Genomic DNA, 17,606 nt, shown 5'->3' on the forward strand with positions numbered 1-17,606 from the left:
CATTCGATCACGTTCGAGCAGTTTCGACCATTACATCTCCGGAGACGACATGACCGACACCCCGTTCGTGAGCACTGAGATCGCCACCCAGCCCGCCCTGTGGCGACAGGTCGCAGCCGGTTTCGCGCAGTACGGTGGCGCACTCCCGCAGCCGGGTCAACGGGTCGCCGCCGTGGGCTGCGGCACCTCGTGGTTCATGGCGATGGCGTACGCCGCCCTGCGCGAGGACCTCGGCCAGGGCGAGACCGACGCGTTCGCCGGGTCGGAGTTCGCCTTCGGCCGCTCGTACGACGCGGTGGTGGTGATCAGCCGGTCCGGGACGACCACCGAGGTGCTCGACCTGATTCGCCGGACGTCGGTTCCGACGATCGCGATCACCGCGACGGCCGGTTCGCCGATCACCGAGCTGGCCGACCAGACAATCCTGCTGGACTTCGCCGACGAGCAGTCGGTGGTCCAGACCCGGTTCGCCACCACGACGCTGGCGCTACTGCGGCTGTCGCTCGGCCAGGACCTCACCCAGGCTGCCGCAGACGCCGAGACCGCGCTGACGATCGACGTCGACGAGCTGGCCAAGCTGGAGCAGGTCAGTTACCTCGGCACGCGCTGGACCATCGGCCTGGCGCACGAGGCCGGCCTGAAGCAGCGGGAGGCCGCGTCGGCGTGGACCGAGGCGTACCCGGCGATGGACTACCGCCACGGCCCGATCGCCATCGCTCAGCCCGGTCGCGGCGTCTGGATCTTCGGCGAGGCGCCGGAGGGACTGATCGAGGACATCGCCGCGACCGGCGCCACCGTCGTACACCACCCGGACCTCGACCCGATGGCCTCGCTGGTGGTCGCTCAGCGGGTCGCCGTGGCGAAGGCACTGGCCCTCGGGCTCAACCCGGATCAGCCCCGCAGTCTGACCCGCTCGGTCATCCTCGACTGATCCACGCCACCCGGACAGGACTCACCAGCTCCCAGCCGAGCCGGCTGTAGAGCGCGCGACCGGCGTCAGTAGCCACCAGTACGCCGGTCCGCGCGCCCTGCTCGACAGCGGCGTCCGAGAGCGCGCGCATCACCAGCGAACCCAGCCCTCTCCGCCGGTACGCCGGTTCGGTGACCATCTGGTCGACCACGGCGTACTCCCGCCACACGGCCACCTGCCCCCGAGCGGCGACCACCCCGTCGATCTCCACGGCAGCGTGGACCAGTGGCCCGCTGCTCACGGTGCTGATCCCGTCGGGCAACGCTGACGATCTCTCCGCCGGAGCGAGCCCGACCGCCATCAAGTACTCCGTCGGCTCGACCGTCCAGCGGGCGTCCAGCTCGGGGAGCTCGCCACAGGTCTTCAGCCACGTCCCCGGCGCCACCAGCTCATCAACCAGCGCGTGGTCGACGCTCGGCGTGACGTAGCGGACCAGATGCCGCGGCAAGCCCACCTCGATCCGGTGACCCCCGGCGGCCGAGACCGGTGCGGCAGTGCCTCGGGAGATCGACCACCCGTGGACCCAGGCGGTCAGCGTGGCCTCAAGCATGGACGGCCTGCCGGACAGTGGAGAGCTGGCCCAGACCTGCCGCGGCGACCAGGGAGAGAGCCACGGCCAGTAAGGCGGTGTGAGTGCCCACCACCGGAACGAGCAGACCGCCGGCAGCCTGGCCCAGCGCGGCAGCACCCACTCGGAGGCTGGCGGCGGTCGTACTGACTCGACCCTGCAGCTCGACAGGGGAGTACTGCTGGCGGGCGGCGAACATCGCCGGGAGCATCGGACCTTCGAGCAGACCGGTAGCAGCGGCCAGGAGCAGCAGGATCGGGAACGTCGAGGCAAGCGGCCAGGTGGTCATGCCCACGCCATAGGCGGCCACGGCGACCATGACGATCAGCTCAGGGCGCCACCGCGTTTGCAGCCGTCCGAGCAGGACAGCGGTGGTGACACTGCCGATCTCCAGGGCCGTCCAGAGGTAGCCGGCAGCTGAGCGAGGAGCGCCGAGGGCTGTCATGTGCAGCGGCAGCGTGATCAGCAGTACGCCGACCGACCCCATCAGCAGCGTGCTGGTGATGGTGGACGCCCGCAGCGGAGGAGTGCGCACCAGGTGGACCAGACCGCCGATCACCGAAGCCAGGAAGGGCTCGCGGTCCTCGGCCACCACGGCCGCGGGCAGAGCGGGCAGCCCGGCGATCGCGACGATGCTGAGCGTCGCGGTGACCGCGATGACCACTACCGCAGCCTCCACGGACACAGCAGCGGCGATCGTGGCCGCAGCGGCCGGGCCGGTGATCGTCGCCGCTCCGAAGCTGGCCGCCTCCCAACTGTTCGCCTTGGCGAGCCGGTCCGGCGGGACCAGCGTCGGCAGCATGCTGGTGAAGCCTCCGCTCACCATCGGCAGCGTCAGACCGGCCAAAGAGGCCAAGGCGGGCGTCACCCAGTCAGGCGCGTGCCCGGTGGCGAAAAGCAGAGAGAGCATCACTGCGCCGAGCAGAGCCTGGTTCAGCCCCAGCGCGGTCCGCCTGTACGTCGTACGGTCGAGCCAGGTGCCCAGCAGCGGACCGGTGATCACCGCAGGCAACGCGTAGGCCGCTCCGGTGATGCCGGCGAGTGCGGGGCTGTCGGTGCGATCCAGGACGAGCAGGACCACAGTGAACGCGACCATCTCGTCGCCGACCCGCGCGAGCGTGGCCGCGAGGTAGTACGCCGTCATGTCCGGCCTCCTGTAACGCAAACATCTGGGTTACGCGTTACGCTAACAAAGCCGTTACAATGGTGCCAATGGAAAGTCTGCAGACCCCGGACCGGCTGGTTCGGCTCGCGGTGGACCTGGTCAACACTCGGACGCTCGAGCCGGAGAAGCTGACCACGCCCGGCGACGTCCGGCGATTCCTGCTCGACCACGGCGAGTCCGAACCGATCACGCTCGACGACCACGACCTGGCCGAGGTGCGCGCGGTGCGCGAGCTGATCCGCCCGGTCTTCCACGCCGAGCCGGCCGAGGCAGCGCGGATCCTGAACGAGCTGCTCGCCGAGTACGCCGTACGCCCGTATCTGTCCGACCACGACGGCTCGCCGTGGCATCTGCACGTCGCCAAGCCCGGAGCGAGCTGGGGGCAGTGGCTGGCCGCCGGTACGGCGCTGGGCCTGGCCGGGTTCGCCGCCGGGCACGGGTTCGAGGCGGTCGGGGTGTGTGCGGCCGGCGACTGCGAACGCGTCTTCGTCAACCCGGCCGCTCGACGCCCGCGACGGTTCTGCAGCCCGACCTGCGCGAGCCGTACCCGCGTCGCGTCCCACCGGGCCCGCCGGTCCACCAGCCAGGGCCGGACGCTCAGCCCTCGGCCAGCGCCTAGGATCGGCAGCCAGGATCCCAGCGATGAGGAGTGCACGTGAGTCACACCGTGGTGGCAGAGCTCGTGGCGAACGTCCAGAAGGTGACCGCCAAGGCCGGGGACACGGTGGGGCCCGAGGACACCCTCGTGATCCTGGAGTCGATGAAGATGGAGATCCCGGTGCTGGCCGAGGTGGCCGGCACGATCACCGAGCTCAAGGTGGTCGAGGGCGAGGTCGTGCGCGACGGCGACCCGATCGCCGTGATCGAGGAGAACTAGGCCACACCGGCCAACGAGAAGCGTCGCCGAAGCGTCTACCGAGCGTGCAGACCACCGGGAACTTCCCGTTCGCGCCCGCCGTTGGACCGTCGTACCGGCATCTCAGGGTTCGGCCCGGGTGTCCCCGACGTGCGCGAAGGACGGTGAACACGGCACCATGGTGGTCACGCTCGTTGCCGAGAGGACCCAGGGAGGCGTTGCCGTGAAGCCGGTCGACACCTCCGTGGTGCCTGCCCTGGCCCCCCAGCACCAGCCCGCCGACACCCCGCAGCCGGACGTGCTGCCGTCGTGGGACGAGATCGTCCGGACCCACTCCGCGCGCGTCTACCGGCTGGCCTACCGCCTGACCGGCAACAAGCACGACGCCGAGGACCTCACCCAGGAGGTCTTCGTCCGGGTGTTCCGGTCGCTGTCCAGCTACACACCGGGCACGTTCGAGGGCTGGCTGTACCGGATCACCACGAACCTGTTCCTCGACGGCGCCCGCCGCCGGCAGCGGATCCGTTTCGACGGGCTGCCCGACGACGCCCACGACCGGCTGCCGGCCAAGGGCAGCGGCCCGGCCGAGAAGCTCGACTCCGACCAGTTCGACCACGACGTCCAGGACGCGCTGGCCGCACTGCCCGAGGACTTCCGCGCGGCCGTGGTGCTGTGCGACATCGAAGGCATGACCTACGACGAGATCGCCGAGGTGCTGGACGTCAAGCTCGGCACCGTCCGGAGCCGGATCCACCGCGGCCGCTCGATGCTGCGCAAGCACCTCGAGCACCGCGCGCCGCGGTCCGGCCACTCCCGTGTCAGCGGCCCGCCCGCGGACGGGCCCTTCCCCGGTGGAGGTGACGACCGGTGACCGTGCAGCATCCGCTGGACAAGCTGAGCGCCGCCGTCGACGGTGAACTGGACCACGACTCGCGCGACCGGGTGCTGAGCCACCTGGTCTGCTGCGACTCCTGCCGCGCCGAGGTCGAGGCGCAGCGCCGGCTGAAGGCGCGGATGTCCGCGCTGGAGGCTCCGGAGCCGTCGACCGACCTGATGCAGCGCCTGATGGGTGTGCCGTCGTTCTCGCCCGAGCCGCGCGAGGAGGTGCGGCCGGTGCTGACGCCGTCCGTCGCGCTCAGCCCGCAGCGCTCGGCGTTCCCGGCCGCGCGGACCGGCGCCACCAGGCCTGCCGCCCGTACGGCGACCAGGTCGCGGCGGCGGGCCGGCGTACTGGGTGCGGCGGGGTCCGCTGCCGCGGTGGCGTCGTTGCTGGGGACGGCGTTCGTGCTGGGCGACCCGGCGCGAGGCACCGAGCAGCCGCCCGTGCTGACGCCGCCGGTGGCCAGCTTCTCGGCTGATCACGCCGCCACGGTCGGCGGGAGCCCGTTCGGCGACCCGGTGGCCTTCTTCAACTCCTCCAACGGGACTGGATACGCCGGGCTCGACCCGACGCTGCAGCCGGTGGCTCTGACGGGACGCTGAGCTGTGAGTTCTCCCCGGCTGGTTGGTCCCGCTGGGCTGGCTGTGCTGGTCAGCACCGTGCTGATCGGCATCGGCCTGCCCCTCCCGGCCGTAGCCGCTCCAGTTCCGGCGACTCCTCGTGAGGACGCGCCGTCGGCGATCAGCTGGCTCGAACGCGCCGCGGCCGCGCCGGACCACGTCTCGTACCACGGCACCCAGATCATCACCGCCTGGGGACCGCAGGGCTCGACGTCCGCGATGCTCGACATCGTGCACGCGGCCTCGCAGGGCTCGGAGATCAGCGTGGTCGGCTCCACCTCGCCGGACGCCAAGTCGTTCGTGCAGCGGGCCACCGACGGCGAGCGGCCGACGGTCGACGGCGGACCGCTCGCGCTGCTGAAGGCGACGTACGAGCTGGTCTACCGGTGCTGCACGGACACGATCGGGCGGGCCGCCGTACTGGTCGAGGCGCTGCGCGACGACCGGACGCTGGCGGCGCGGTTCTGGATCGACAAGGCGACCGGGCTGCTGCTGCAGCGCCAGCTGTTCGGTGCGGACGGCAAGGCGCTGGTGCGGGCGACCGTGTTCACCGATCTGGAGATCGAGAACGGCGAGTTCCTCGGTCACCTGCCGCCGATGCTGCCCGGTGGGGTGCAGTCGATGGGGCTGAGCGGGGTCGACGGCCTGCGGACGCAGGGGTGGACCTGCGCGAGCGAGCTGCCGGGGTCGCTGCGGCTGTACGACGTGCACCAGGACTCCGCGGCCGGGGTGCTGCAGTTCTTGTACTCCGACGGGCTGTTCAACGTGTCGCTGTTCCAGCAGCGCGGGGCGCTGGACCCGAAGGCGGTCGCCGGCTACGCGACGACGGGGACGCCGGGAGTGCACGTGCGGTACGGGATGCCGTCGTACGCCGTGTGGTCGTCGGGTGGGATCGTGTACACCTTGGTCGGGGACGTGCCGGCCGAGCTGCTCGCGCAGGTGGTGGACGCGTTTCCGCACGAGGTGCCGGTGCGGGTGACACCGGTGCAGCGGATGGGTACCGGACTGGCCCGAATCGCGACGTGGCTCACTCCGATGAGTGCGCTCTCGTGGAAGCTGGGATAATCGAACCTGGGAGTGTCTTCTGCGGCTCCCGCCACGAGACAACGACGACGTGAGGCGGCCACCGTGAGCTGGGACGACGCCGAGCCGACAGTACGAACCCCACAGGACGCTGAACCGACCCGTCCTGTGCCCACTGCGGGTCCGGTGGTGCCCACGCCCGCCTCGGGTGGAGCCGACTCCACGGCCGGCAACTCGAACGGTGCGGTGCCTCCCAACCCGGCGGCGAACGGCGCGGCGCCTCCCATGGCGGCGGCGAACGGTGCGGTGCCTTCCAATCCCGCGGTGTCCGCCTTGACGCCTCCTCCGGTGCAGGCAGGCAGTGCTCCGTTGGCGACGCCGGGAGGCGACGCGGCGTACCGGCAGTCCGAGCGGTCGATGACGCAACGGAGCTTCGGGCGGCCGGAGACGGGGGACCAGGGCTTCCGGCCGGTCTACCCGGGGCAGGCCTGGCCGACTCAGCAGCAGAGCTACGTGCCCCCGCCGCCGCTCGACTGGCACCAGCAGCAGGCCCGGGCCTACACCCCGGCGCCGCCGCCGAAGACCGGCGGGAACCGGACGATCCTGATCGCGGCGCTCGTGTCGCTGATCGTCGCGCTGATCGCCGGTGCGGGGGCCGCGGCGACCGTGGTCGCGCTGGACCGCCCGGACCCGATCACCGAGGAGCCCGGTCCGGCGATCGGCAACGGCGCCGACCCGAAGATCCGCAGCGGCAGTGTCTCCGCCGTCGCCCAGACCCTGCTGCCGAGCGTCGTCCAGCTCAAGGTCGAGGGCGCCGACGACAGCAACGCGACCGGTTCGGGCTTCGTGATCGACAGCTCCGGGCACATCCTGACCAACAACCACGTCGTGTCCGCCGCGGCCAACGGCGGCTCGATCCAGGTCGTCACCCAGAAGGGCAAGTCCGCGACCGCCCGCCTGGTCGGCCGCTCCCCGGCGTACGACCTGGCGGTCGTGCAGGTGGTCGGGATCGACGCGCCGGCGGTCCAGTTCGGCCGATCCGACCTGGCCATCGTCGGGCAGGACGTGGTCGCGATCGGTTCGCCGCTCGGCCTGGCCGGCACCGTCACCTCCGGCATCGTCTCGGCCAAGAACCGCCCGGTCACCGCCGGCGGCGAGGGCGAGATCTCCTACATCAACGCGTTGCAGACCGACGCCGCGATCAACCCGGGCAACTCCGGCGGCCCGCTGGTCGACATGAACGCGCGGGTGATCGGCGTGAACTCCGCGATCGCCACCGTGCGCGGCGCCGAGGAGGGCGGCAGCGGCAACATCGGGCTGGGGTTCGCGATCCCGATCGATCAGGCCCGGCGGACCGCGCAGCAGCTGATCGCCAGCGGCAAGGCGTCGTACCCGGTGATCGGGGCGAACGTAGACATGCGGTTCGAGGGCGGTGCGCGGGTGACCGACGTGACGGCCGGCTCGCCGGCGTCGCGGGCCGGGCTGCGCACCGGTGACGTGGTCACCTCGATCAACAGCCAGCCGGTGGACAGCGCCGAGGCGCTGATCGTCGCGATCCGCACCCACCGGCCGGGCGAGAGTGTCCGGCTCGACTACCAACGCGCGGGCAAGGCCCGGCAGGCCACGATCACCCTGGGCCAGCAAACCGGCTGACCGGCAGAACTCGTCCGGGTGTCCAGGAGTCGGCCGGCCGGAATCGGGGAAGGAAAGTCGGCGGGTGTCCGCCGAGACCAGGCTGACCCGCCCGCCACGGCAACCGGCGGCGGGCTACCCTGTCTGCGGACTGGGGAACGACCGGAGAAGGTGGGGACATGTTCGGCATCGGGCCGCTCGAGCTCGTCGTGATCGCCATCGTCGCCGTGCTGCTGTTCGGCCCGGACCGGCTGCCGGAGTTCGCCCGGACGGCGGGCCGGCTGCTGCGCCAGGTCCGCCAGATGGTCAACAACGCGCAGAACGACCTGCGCAACGAGCTCGGCCCGGAGTTCGCCGACCTCGACGTGCGCGACCTCAACCCGCGCAGCTTCGTCCGCAAGCACCTGCTCGAGGGCATGGACGACGACTACGACGACAAGCCGGTCGCGTCCTCGACGGACATGATGGAGCCCACCGTGCAACGGCTGCCGGCCGGCCGGCGCGCGCCGTACGACCCCGAATCGACCTGACCGCCACCGCCCCGCCGTCCCGCAGGACGAGACCTGTTGAACGGCCCGCCGGCGACGACCTCTAGGCTGGGCGCGCGATGAAGACGTTTGAGGAACTGTTCGCCGAGATCGGCGAGAGGGCGCTGACCCGGCCGGAGGGCTCCGGCACCGTGGCCGCGCTGGACGCCGGCGTGCACGCGATCGGCAAGAAGCTGGTCGAGGAGGCCGCCGAGTCCTGGATGGCCGCCGAGCACGAGAGCAAGGACCGGGCCGCCGAGGAGCTCAGCCAGCTGCTCTACCACGCGCAGGTGATGATGCACGCGCTCGGCCTGGACCTCGACGACGTGTACCGACATCTGTAGGAGCCACTTACGGAGTCCGGGACCACCTCTTCCGAAAGGCCACAGACCCATGCTGCGCGTCGCAGTACCGAACAAGGGCTCGCTGAGCGAGGCCGCCACCGCCATCCTGACCGAGGCGGGCTACAAGCAGCGCCGGACCACCAAGGACCTCGCGCTGACCGACACCGCGAACGAGGTCGAGTTCTACTACCTGCGCCCCCGCGACATCGCCGTGTACGTCGGGGAGGGCACGCTCGACGTCGGCATCTCCGGCCGTGACCTGGTGCTCGACTCGCACGCCGACGCCGACATCGTGATGGAGCTCGGCTTCGGCGGGTCGACGTTCCGGTTCGCCGGCCGGCCGGGAGTGGCGAACTCCGTGAAGGACCTGGCCGGCAAGCGGATCGCCACGTCGTTCGCCGGGATCCTGTCCGACCACCTAGCCGAGAACGGCGTCGAGGCGTCCGTGGTGAAGCTGGACGGCGCGGTCGAGTCCGCGGTCCAGCTGGGCGTCGCGGACGTGATCGCCGACGTCGTCGAGACCGGTACGACGCTGCGCCAGGCCGGGCTCGAGGTGTTCGGCGAGCCGATCCTGACCTCCGAGGCGGTGCTGATCACCCGGCACGGCGTCGACCAGCCGCCGGGCCTCGAGCAGCTCGTCCGGCGTCTGCAGGGCGTCCTGGTCGCGCGCAACTACGTGATGATGGACTACGACATCCGGGCCGAGTCGGTGGAGGCCGCGAACGCGCTCACCCCGGGCCTGGAGTCGCCGACGGTGTCGCCGTTGCATCGGGAAGGCTGGGTCGCCGTCCGCGTGATGGTGCTCCGGGCCGACGCACAAAAGATCATGGACCAGCTCTGGGACGTCGGCGCCCGGGCGATCCTGACCACCGACATCCACGCCGCCCGGATCTAGGACATGGCCACCCCGGAGTCGCTCGTGACCGGTGTCACCCCGCTGTTCACCTTCCACCCGCGGATCATCGCGGCGGTGACGGCGGTGATGGCCGCGTCGATGGTGGCGGTCTTCGGGGTGATCTGGTTCCGGCTGCCGGACGAGTCGCGGGCGACGTTCACGCTGTTCCAGCGACTCACGCTGATCGCCTTCTTCGGCACCGTGCTGTACCTGCTCTACCGGATGGCCACGGTCCGCGTCACGGCGTACGCCGACGGCCTGCGGGTCCGCAACGTCTTCAAGTCGTACTCGTACCCGTGGACCGACGTGAAGGTGCTGCGGTTCACGCCGGGCGATCCGTGGCTGCAGATGTTCGACACCGACGGCAACCGGCTCGGCATCCTCGCGATCCAGGCCTCCGAAGGCGCCCGGGCGTCGGCGGCGGCCAAGCAGCTCGCCGCCGTCGCCCGGGCCCACGGAGCCGGGGCCCAGTCGGTCTGAGGGTCAGACGCTCACCCTGAACGTCGTACTGTGCTGGTCGCCCGGCTCGAGCACGACCAGGTCCTCGCCGGTGACGAAGCTGTCCGGCGGGCAGGTCATCGGCTCGACGGCCAGGCCGACCCGGCCGATCGCGCTGCCGGTGTAGAGCTGCATCCACCGGGTGTCGCCGCTCAGTACGGCGCGGTCGCCGCTGTCCGGGTCGGTCAGCGTGACCACCCAGTTCGCCGGCAGCCCGGTGAACGCGTTGTCGATGTCGAGCGCGCCGATCCGCCGCGCGGTCGCGAAGTCGAAGTCGGATCCGGCGACCGGCTTCAGACCCACCGGGGTCATCCGGTCCGGCGTGACCTCCAGCCACTGCTCGGCCCGGAACTCCAGCTCGCACTCGTCGATTTGCCGCCCGACCGTCAGATACGGATGCGTGCCGTACCCGTACGGCGCCGCGCTCGCGCCCACGTTCGTCGCCGACGCGGTGACGGTGAGGCCGGTGTCCCCGTCGAGCCGGTAGGTGAGGGTCAGGTCGAGCTGGTGCGGATACCCGGGCTGGCCGTGCAGCCGGTACGCCACCTCGACCAGCGACTCGTCCAGCCCGTCGTCGACGCGCTCCCAGTTCGCCCAGCGGGTCAGGCCGTGGATCGCGTTCGACCGGGCCGCCTCACTGAGCGGGAGCTGCTGCTCGGCGCCCTGGAAGGTGTACTTGCCGTCGGTGATCCGGTTCGGCCAGGGGATCAGGTGCTGGCCGATCCCGGCGTGCGCCGCCTCGGTCTCGCCGTAGCCGACGAGCACCTGGCGGTCGCCGTACGCGAGACCGCGCAGTCCGCCGCCGACGCTCACCACGGTGCCGGCGTACGCACCGGCGCGAATGGTCCACTGCTCCCCTGATGGCAATACGCTCATGCGCCCATCCTCACCCACCGGAGCGCGTTGCCCGAGGGCGTCGCGCCGACGGGTTGCTCACAGTCGCTCAGGACGCGGCCGAGTCGTGGTCGAGGTGGACGGACTTGGTGACGATCTCGGTCTCGGGGTCGTGCGGGACCGACGGGTTGCCGTCGACGACCACGTGCGCCCGGTCGCGGGTGCGCTGGACGGCGAAGTGGTCGCGCTCCCAGCGCATCCAGTCCAGCCAGCGGTCGCGCAGTGCCTCGCCGTCACGCGCGATGCCGCGGTCCAGGCGAACCTCGTTGCTGGTCTCGATCCACAGCCGCAGCGACTGCCAGTGGTCGGCCTCGCGGTCGCAGGAGGTGACTCCCTCGACGATCAGCAGGTCCAGAGTGGTCGGTACGACGTGCAGCTCGGCGTAGGTGCCCTGGATCCAGTCGTAGCGCCGGTAGCGGCCTTCGCGGCCGTCGGAGATGCGCTGGAGCACGTGGTCGCGCAGCAGGCCGAAGCCGCGCACGGCGCCGTCCCAGCCGTCGTACAGGTCGTCCATGTGCAGTACCTGGCACCGTAGGCCGCGCGCCTCCGCACGCGCGGCGAAACGGTCGGCCAAGGTGGTCTTGCCGGAGCCGGCGGGGCCGTCGACGCCGATCAGGCGGGTCCGGCCGAGCCGCGGCGGGGTGGCCTGCACGTGGTCCAGCAGGCTGTCGACGGTCAGCGGGGCAGGGGTGTCCGGGACTGTGGTCTCAGTTGATTCCATGGCGCTTCAGGATGTCCTCGATCTCGTCGAACTCCGACGACTCCTGCTGGCTCGCCTTGGCGCCCTTCGGGGCCTTGGCGGGCTTCGCTGGGGCGGAGGCCGAGGCGGGGGCCGGTCCGGTGCTGGTCAGCTCACCGGGTGCGGCCGTGGGCTTCGTCTTGGCTGCCTTCTCCGGTGCCCGGCGGCCCTTGGCGATCCCGGACACGACGTACAGCACGACCGAGACGCCGAACAGCGCGACACCTGCCCAGACGGTGGGCGAGAAGATCAGGTGCGTGACCCAGCTGACGGTCGAGCGCACGATGTCCCACACCAGCTCGAGCAGGCCGGTCAGGTAGAGCGAGACCGGTAGCAACGACCAGGCCACACCCCGCACGCCGGCCGCCGCCCCGCGGCGCCGCCAGGCGAGCCACGAGCCGATCAGGCCGAGCAGGGTGAGACCCGCACAGAACGGCAGCAGCGTCAGATCATTGAAGTCAGGCACATACCCAGGCTCGCACAGACGTGTGCGGAACCAAGCCGGGTAGAGCCCTGACGCCACCCTGAAAGACAGCTCCGGGGACAATGGACGCGTGCAGCCCGACAAGCGTTTGGCCTTTACCGGATTCGACAACGACGACGGCTCGGCCGACCCAGCCCTCGGCCAGGCGCTGGCCCAGCGTGACCAGGGCGCGATCCTGCACGCGCTGACCTCGGCCCGCCTGCTCGTCCCGGTCGTCGCCATGCTCGGCGAGGTCGAGTACGACGACCAGGGCCTGGCCCACGACAAGACCTCCGACATGGCTGTCGCGCTGCTGCAGGGCCAGGACGGCCGCAACGCCCTGCTCGCCTTCACCAGTACGGAGTCCTTGGCCCGCTGGAGTCCCGAGGCCCGGCCGATGCCTGCCCAGGCCCAGCTGGTCGCCACCGCCGCCGTCCAGGAGGGCGCCGCGGCCATCGTCATCGACGTGGCCGGGCCGGCCACCGGTGTGATCGAGACCGAGGACGTACAGCGCCTTGCCGCCGGCCTCCAGGTCGTACGCCTGGAAGACGGCGGCTTCGGCTGGATCCACCCGGTCGACTAGCCGTCAGTTCATGAACTCCTTGGCGAAGCCGCGGATCGCCTCCGGATCCAGGCCGTCGTGGAACCCGATCACCAGCTCCTGCACACCGGCCTGTTCGTACGCCGCGATCCGGCGGCGGACCGTGTCGGCCGTCCCGTACAGCAGGTACGAGCCGAAGTCGCCGGGGTAGAACAGGCCCATCTCCGGCGACAGCGCGCGCTGCGCCTCCTCGTCGGTGCCGGTGATCAGGCAGCCCGTGGTCACCGTCCGGCGGATGTGGTCGAAATCGGTCCCCACGGTGGCGCAGTGCTTGCGCAGGATTTCGAGCTTGCGTTCGACCTCGGCCGGTGAGGTCATCAGGTTGCAGGCGTCGGCGTACTCGGCGACGATCTTGAGCGTCATTTTCTCGCCGCCGCCCGCGATCATCAGCGGGATGTGCGGCTGCTGGACGCCGCGTGGCTGGTTCACCGCCTCGACGAGTTGGTAGTAGGTGCCGTCGAACGTGGTGACGTCGTTCGTCCACAGGGACCGGATCACCTGGACCGCCTCACGCAGCTGGCGAAGGCGCTCGGGGCCGTCGGCGTACGGATAGCCGAAGGCGTCGTAGTCGCGCTGGTACCAGCCGGCGCCGATCCCGAAGGTGAGCCGGCCGTTCGACAGTACGTCGACGGTCGAGGCCGCCTTCGCCTGCAGGGCCGGGTTGCGGTAGCCGTTGCCGGTGACCAGGTGGCCGAGCCGGATGCGTTCGGTCCGGGCGGCGAGCAACGTGAGCAAGCTCCAGGACTCGAACAGGTACGCCTGGGACGGCGGCACGGTCTGCAGATGATCCGGCAGGTAGACCGCGGCGAACCCGGCCTCCTCCGCCGCCTGCGCCAGCCCGGTCACCGCCGCGAGCGCTTCGGCCGGGTCGTCGTACGCCGCGAGCTCGCCGCCGAAGCCGGTCGGCAGGAAGAGGCTGAAGGTCAGGGACATGGTCGATCCTTCCGGGGGAAACGTGACTACCCCGGTAGACCGCCGGCGGCGGGGAAAGGAATCGGCGCCTCACCTTGCAGAAGATCGCGGGTCATCTCGGCGTCACCCCGAACGGCATGGACCGCTACGTGAGCTCCAAGGACGAACTGCACCACGGGTCATGCGTGCAACACGAGCCATGCGGGCAACACGCCCTGCACGCCGTGCGCCATGCGCGACCCGCGCCGCAGATGCGGATGGGCTCGGCGGGCCGGGGGAGAGCGGAAGGCCGTGGGTCAGGTCGGCAGGACGATCCGGACCGGCCCCTGCGCGCGCGCCGCGACCCACTGCAGGTGGAAGTCGCTGCCCGGCGCGATCTCCGCGCGGCGGTGCAGGTCGGTGCGCAGGTTGTACGGCGCGGTCAGCGTGCTCGCTTCGGCCGGGTGGACGCCGCCGGACCGGACCTCCGCGATGACTTCGGCCAGCGCGGTCGCGGCCGGCTTGCGCTGGTGGTCCACGGTGAACAGGCCGAGGTCGTACTCCCGGTCCGGGAAGTCCAGCAGCTTGCGGTCGATGTCGTGCGACGACCACCAGGTGATGCCCCACAGCGCCGGGTTGTGCACGACCCGCTCGACCGTACGCCGGGTGAACTCGCCCTGCAGGTCCACCGGGATGTCCGGCCCCGGTACGCCGATCTCCTGCAGCCAGACGGGTCGGGCCGGGTCCAGCGAAGTCGCGGCGGCGAGCTCGACCAGGTAGTCGGCGTGCGTCAGGGTCGCCGGGCCGAGCGGTCCGTCGACTCGCGAGACCCCGTTGAACACCCACGAGTGAACGGTGCTCAACTCGCCGAGGTCCGTCACGTCGACCGGGCTGAACGGATGGTCCGGCCGGTACCAGGCGTCGTCGAAGACCGAATGCAGCGCGAGCACGTCCGGCGCGGCCTTCTTCACCACGGCCAGCAGCTCCTGCGCCCAGGCGGTCGACGTCTCCGGAGTCGTCGTACTGTCCGGCCAGAGGTTGTTGACCTCGTTGCCGAGGGTGATCGCGAAGACGTTCGGCTTGGTGGCGACGGCCGCGGCGACCGCTTCGCAGTACGCCGTCAGGCCTTCGCGCACGGTCGGGTCCTCGAACAGGCTCGCCTTGTGCCAGGTGAGCGCCCACGACGGGAGGAAGTCGAAGCTCGACAGGTGCCCCTGGACCAGATCGACCGCGACGGTCAGCCCGTGCTCCGCGGCGGCGTCGATCGTGTCGAGCAGATCCGCGATCGCGCGCTCGCGGATGACGCCGCGGTTGGGCTGGATCCACGGCCAGATCGGGAACACCCGGACGTGGTCGAGCCCGAGCCCGGCCAGGTCGGCGAAGTCCCGCCGGACCGCCGCGGGGTCGTGGTCCAGCCAGCTGTAGAACCAGCCGGCCGACGGGACGTAGTTCGCGCCGAACCGGGGCGTGGCGGGATCCGAAAGCATGATGCTGATGCTAAAGCGGTTTAGAATCTCAGGCAAACAGCGTCTGCCGGCTGGTCGCCGCGGTCCCGCCGGGTGACGTCGCCGGAACGTCCCGCCGCTGCCGGCGGAGGAGGCCGCGAGAGCCGGTCTCAGCTTGGGAGAGCGATGGATCAGCTTGGGGGAGCGGTGGATTCCCGGACCGTCAGCACCGGGTCGGCGGTTCGCCGGTTGATCGTCGTCCCGGGCTCGGCGATCACCTCCAGCAGGACCTCCGCGGCCTGGCGGCCGAACTCGAAGGTGTCGCGCGACAGCGCGGTCAGGGCCGGGTGCATCAGCTGGGTCAGGATCGAGTCGTCGAAGGCGACGATCGACAGCTCGCCCGGCACCGAGACGCCCATCTCCATCGCGACCCCGAGCCCCGCCACCGCCATCACGTCGCTGTCGTACACGATCGCGGTCGGCCGGACCGCCTGGGACAGCAGCTTCCGCGTCGTCGCGGCGCCCTCGGCGTCGCTGAAGTCCGTCGGCAGTGACGGTGCGTCCACCAGCCCCAGCCGCGGCGCCGCGTCGCGCAGCGCCCGCATCCGCCGTTGCGTGTGCTGGAAGTTCGGCGTACCGGCGACGTGGGCGATTCGCCGGTGGCCGAGCGCCGCCAGATACTCCACGACCGCCAGCATCGCGTCCCGGTCGGACGCCCACACCGACGGCAGGGCGCCCTTGCCGCCCCGCCCGCCGATCACCACCGCCGGCAGCTCGAGCGCTTTGAGCTCGTCGATCCGGGGGTCGCGCACCGTGAGGTCGACCAGGATCACGCCGTCCACCCGGTGTTCGGAGTGCCAGCGGTGGTAGACCTCGATCTCGGCCTCGGTGTCCTCGACGATCAGCAGCTGCAGCGAGATCGAGTGCGCCGACAACCCCGACTGCAGCCCGGACACCAGATGCGCGAAGAACGGCTCCACGCCGAGGGTGCGAGCGGGCCGGGCGATCACCAGCCCGACCGAGTCGACCCGGGACGCACCGAGCGCACGCGCGGCGCTGTGTGGCCGCCAGCTGAGCTGCTCGGCGATCGCGAGGATCCGCGCCCGGGTGGCGTCGCTCACCCCGGGCCGCCCGTTCAGCGCGAACGACACCGCGCCCTTGGACACGCCCGCGCGGTCCGCGATGTCCGCGATCGTCGGTCTGGCCATCGGCCACCTCCTGGTCGGTCCCACCCTTGACAGCGGATTCTACGATGTGGATAGTGCAGGAGCTATACCGGTTTATCACTTCAGGAGAATTCCATGCGTAGTCGTCGATTGACCCCGGTGGCGGCTCTTGCCGTCGCGGCCCTCACCCTGGCCGGCTGCGGTCTCGGATCGTCCGAGGAGTCCTCGTCCGGCGCGCAGCCGACCGTCGACGCGAACGCGAAGGTGACCGGTGAGGTCAGCTTCCAGACCTGGGCGCTGAAGCCGAAGTTCACCTCGTACGTCGAGGGCGTGATCAAGGCCTTCGAGGCCAAGTACCCGGGCACCAAGGTGACCTGGCTGGACCAGCCGGGCGACGGGTACGACAAGAAGGTGCTCAGCCAGGCCTCGGCCGGTCAGCTGCCCGACGTGACCAACCTGCCGCCGGAGTTCGCGCTCCCGCTGGCCAAGCAGAACCTGCTGCTCGACGTCGCCACCGCCGACCCGGCGGTGAAGACCGACTACGTCGAGGGCGGCGTCGCGGCGTACCAGTACCAGGGGCTGAACGGCACGTTCGGCTACCCCTGGTACCTGAACACCGACATCGACTACTGGAACGCGACCAAGTTCGCCGCGGTCGGCCTGGACGCCAAGAACCCGCCGAAGACCTTCGACGAGCTGTTCGCCGCCGCCAAGGTGATGCACGACAAGTCGAACGGCCGCGAGTACCTGATGAGCCGGCTGCCGGGCATCGAGGACTTCACCAACGCCGGCGTGAAGATCCTCAGCGACGACGGCAAGAAGTTCACCTTCAACACCCCCGAGGCCGTCGCGCTGCTGGACAAGTACCGCGACGCCTACAAGAACGGCTACCTGCCGCGCGACATCCTGACCCAGGAGTACCTGGGCAACAGCAAGCTGTTCACCCAGGGCAAGGTCGCCTGGACGACCGGTGGCGGCAACGCCATCGTCGACTTCCAGAAGGACAACCCGTCGCTGAAGGGCAAGGTCGTGCCGTCGCCGGCGCTGGACACCCCGCCGCTGTACGTGCAGGGGCTGTCGGTGTCGGCGAAGTCGAAGAACCAGGCCGCCGCGATCGCGCTGGCCAAGTTCGTCACCAACGCCGAGAACCAGGCCGCGTTCGCCAAGGTCGTGAACATCTTCCCCTCCACCAAGGCGTCCGCGAGCGACCCTTACTTCTCCAAGAGCGACGGAACGCCGGAGAGTGACGCGAAGGTGCTCGCGTTCGAGTCGCTGGCCAAGGCCAAGTCGCTCAAGCCGGCCGTGATCAGCGGTGCGACCGACGCCTTCATCAAGCAGCAGATCTCACTGGCGATCGCCGGCAAGGTCAGCTCGCAGCAGGCCCTGGACGCCGCGGTGGCCAAGGCCGACCAGCTGCTGGCCCAGTAAC

The 17,606-nt window shown here is 70.6% G+C and carries 21 protein-coding genes; 13 read left to right on the forward strand and 8 right to left on the reverse strand.

Annotation, left to right across the window (positions count from 1 at the left end; all coding sequences use genetic code 11):
- Window positions 1-49 precede the first annotated feature (49 nt).
- Window positions 50-931 carry an SIS domain-containing protein gene (locus BWI15_RS17455; RefSeq protein WP_077015454.1) on the forward strand — a complete coding sequence of 294 codons (882 nt, stop codon included), beginning with the start codon at window positions 50-52 and terminating at the stop codon, window positions 929-931.
- On the opposite strand, the gene BWI15_RS17460 is transcribed toward BWI15_RS17455, so the two are convergent.
- Together BWI15_RS17460 and BWI15_RS17465 are read right to left on the reverse strand one after the other, a co-directional pair.
- Window positions 918-1,520: a GNAT family N-acetyltransferase gene (locus BWI15_RS17460; protein ID WP_077015455.1), complete on the reverse strand. Its 603-nt coding sequence runs from the start codon at window positions 1,518-1,520 to the stop codon at window positions 918-920. The two genes, BWI15_RS17455 and BWI15_RS17460, sit on opposite strands and share 14 nt — an antisense overlap.
- Window positions 1,513-2,682 carry an MFS transporter gene (locus BWI15_RS17465; protein WP_077015456.1) on the reverse strand — a complete coding sequence of 390 codons (1,170 nt, stop codon included), beginning with the start codon at window positions 2,680-2,682 and terminating at the stop codon, window positions 1,513-1,515. The genes BWI15_RS17460 and BWI15_RS17465 overlap by 8 nt, the downstream gene beginning before the upstream one ends.
- A 68-nt stretch (window positions 2,683-2,750) precedes the next feature.
- Here BWI15_RS17465 and BWI15_RS17470 point away from each other — a divergent pair, with 68 nt between their 5' ends.
- From BWI15_RS17470 to BWI15_RS17515, 10 genes are all read left to right on the forward strand, one after another.
- The gene (locus BWI15_RS17470) at window positions 2,751-3,362 is read left to right on the forward strand and encodes a CGNR zinc finger domain-containing protein (protein WP_083750830.1); all 612 of its coding nucleotides are present in this window, start codon (window positions 2,751-2,753) and stop codon (window positions 3,360-3,362) included.
- Entirely contained in the window at window positions 3,359-3,580 is a 222-nt protein-coding gene (locus BWI15_RS17475) for a biotin/lipoyl-binding carrier protein (protein WP_083750831.1), read from the forward strand. The genes BWI15_RS17470 and BWI15_RS17475 overlap by 4 nt, the downstream gene beginning before the upstream one ends.
- 157 nt (window positions 3,581-3,737) lie before the next feature.
- A complete protein-coding gene (gene sigE, locus BWI15_RS17480) occupies window positions 3,738-4,430 on the forward strand; it encodes an RNA polymerase sigma factor SigE (RefSeq protein WP_083750832.1) in 693 nt (230 codons plus the stop codon).
- On the forward strand, window positions 4,427-5,041 hold the full coding sequence (locus BWI15_RS17485) for an anti-sigma factor family protein (protein WP_077015458.1): 615 nt from the start codon (window positions 4,427-4,429) through the stop codon (window positions 5,039-5,041). The genes sigE and BWI15_RS17485 overlap by 4 nt, the downstream gene beginning before the upstream one ends.
- 3 nt (window positions 5,042-5,044) lie before the next feature.
- The gene (locus BWI15_RS17490) at window positions 5,045-6,124 is read left to right on the forward strand and encodes a sigma-E factor regulatory protein RseB domain-containing protein (RefSeq protein ID WP_237771319.1); all 1,080 of its coding nucleotides are present in this window, start codon (window positions 5,045-5,047) and stop codon (window positions 6,122-6,124) included.
- A gap of 282 nt (window positions 6,125-6,406) precedes the next feature.
- Window positions 6,407-7,735, forward strand: a complete 1,329-nt coding sequence (locus BWI15_RS17495) for a S1C family serine protease (RefSeq protein ID WP_237771320.1) — start codon at window positions 6,407-6,409, stop codon at window positions 7,733-7,735.
- Window positions 7,736-7,893: 158 nt separating this feature from the next.
- Window positions 7,894-8,244, forward strand: coding sequence for a sec-independent translocase (locus BWI15_RS17500; protein ID WP_077015460.1), 351 nt, complete (start codon window positions 7,894-7,896; stop codon window positions 8,242-8,244).
- 77 nt (window positions 8,245-8,321) lie between these two features.
- The gene (locus BWI15_RS17505; RefSeq protein ID WP_077015461.1) at window positions 8,322-8,585 is read left to right on the forward strand and encodes a phosphoribosyl-ATP diphosphatase; all 264 of its coding nucleotides are present in this window, start codon (window positions 8,322-8,324) and stop codon (window positions 8,583-8,585) included.
- Window positions 8,586-8,634: 49 nt separating this feature from the next.
- The gene (gene hisG / locus BWI15_RS17510) at window positions 8,635-9,480 is read left to right on the forward strand and encodes an ATP phosphoribosyltransferase (RefSeq protein WP_077015462.1); all 846 of its coding nucleotides are present in this window, start codon (window positions 8,635-8,637) and stop codon (window positions 9,478-9,480) included.
- 3 nt (window positions 9,481-9,483) lie between these two features.
- Window positions 9,484-9,960, forward strand: a complete 477-nt coding sequence (locus BWI15_RS17515) for a PH domain-containing protein (RefSeq protein ID WP_077015463.1) — start codon at window positions 9,484-9,486, stop codon at window positions 9,958-9,960.
- Window positions 9,961-9,963: 3 nt separating this feature from the next.
- Here the strand turns inward: BWI15_RS17515 and BWI15_RS17520 are convergent, their stop codons facing one another.
- The 3 genes from BWI15_RS17520 to BWI15_RS17530 all read right to left on the reverse strand — a co-directional run bounded on the left by BWI15_RS17520 (window position 9,964) and on the right by BWI15_RS17530 (window position 12,077).
- Window positions 9,964-10,854 (reverse strand): aldose 1-epimerase family protein, encoded by an 891-nt coding sequence (locus BWI15_RS17520; protein WP_077015464.1) that lies wholly within the window; start codon window positions 10,852-10,854, stop codon window positions 9,964-9,966.
- A 67-nt stretch (window positions 10,855-10,921) separates the two neighbouring features.
- A complete protein-coding gene (locus BWI15_RS17525; RefSeq protein ID WP_077015465.1) occupies window positions 10,922-11,593 on the reverse strand; it encodes a uridine kinase family protein in 672 nt (223 codons plus the stop codon).
- Window positions 11,580-12,077 carry a hypothetical protein gene (locus BWI15_RS17530; RefSeq protein ID WP_077015466.1) on the reverse strand — a complete coding sequence of 166 codons (498 nt, stop codon included), beginning with the start codon at window positions 12,075-12,077 and terminating at the stop codon, window positions 11,580-11,582. The genes BWI15_RS17525 and BWI15_RS17530 overlap by 14 nt, the downstream gene beginning before the upstream one ends.
- Before the next feature lie 88 nt (window positions 12,078-12,165).
- Between BWI15_RS17530 and BWI15_RS17535 the strand changes: the two genes are divergently transcribed.
- Window positions 12,166-12,657: an SseB family protein gene (locus BWI15_RS17535; RefSeq protein WP_077015467.1), complete on the forward strand. Its 492-nt coding sequence runs from the start codon at window positions 12,166-12,168 to the stop codon at window positions 12,655-12,657.
- A gap of 3 nt (window positions 12,658-12,660) precedes the next feature.
- On the opposite strand, the gene BWI15_RS17540 is transcribed toward BWI15_RS17535, so the two are convergent.
- From BWI15_RS17540 to BWI15_RS17550, 3 genes are all read right to left on the reverse strand, one after another.
- Window positions 12,661-13,608 carry a TIGR03560 family F420-dependent LLM class oxidoreductase gene (locus tag BWI15_RS17540; RefSeq protein WP_077015468.1) on the reverse strand — a complete coding sequence of 316 codons (948 nt, stop codon included), beginning with the start codon at window positions 13,606-13,608 and terminating at the stop codon, window positions 12,661-12,663.
- 275 nt (window positions 13,609-13,883) lie between these two features.
- Window positions 13,884-15,053 (reverse strand): glycoside hydrolase 5 family protein, encoded by a 1,170-nt coding sequence (locus BWI15_RS17545; protein ID WP_077015469.1) that lies wholly within the window; start codon window positions 15,051-15,053, stop codon window positions 13,884-13,886.
- Window positions 15,054-15,202: 149 nt separating this feature from the next.
- Window positions 15,203-16,219, reverse strand: a complete 1,017-nt coding sequence (locus BWI15_RS17550) for a LacI family DNA-binding transcriptional regulator (protein ID WP_077015470.1) — start codon at window positions 16,217-16,219, stop codon at window positions 15,203-15,205.
- 93 nt (window positions 16,220-16,312) lie between these two features.
- On the opposite strand from BWI15_RS17550, the gene BWI15_RS17555 reads away from it, so the two are divergent.
- Window positions 16,313-17,605 (forward strand): ABC transporter substrate-binding protein, encoded by a 1,293-nt coding sequence (locus BWI15_RS17555; protein WP_077015471.1) that lies wholly within the window; start codon window positions 16,313-16,315, stop codon window positions 17,603-17,605.
- The last annotated feature ends 1 nt before the right edge of the window (window position 17,606 follow it).

Origin of the sequence: Kribbella sp. ALI-6-A, assembly GCF_001984195.1 — a bacterium.
GTDB lineage: Bacteria > Actinomycetota > Actinomycetes > Propionibacteriales > Kribbellaceae > Kribbella.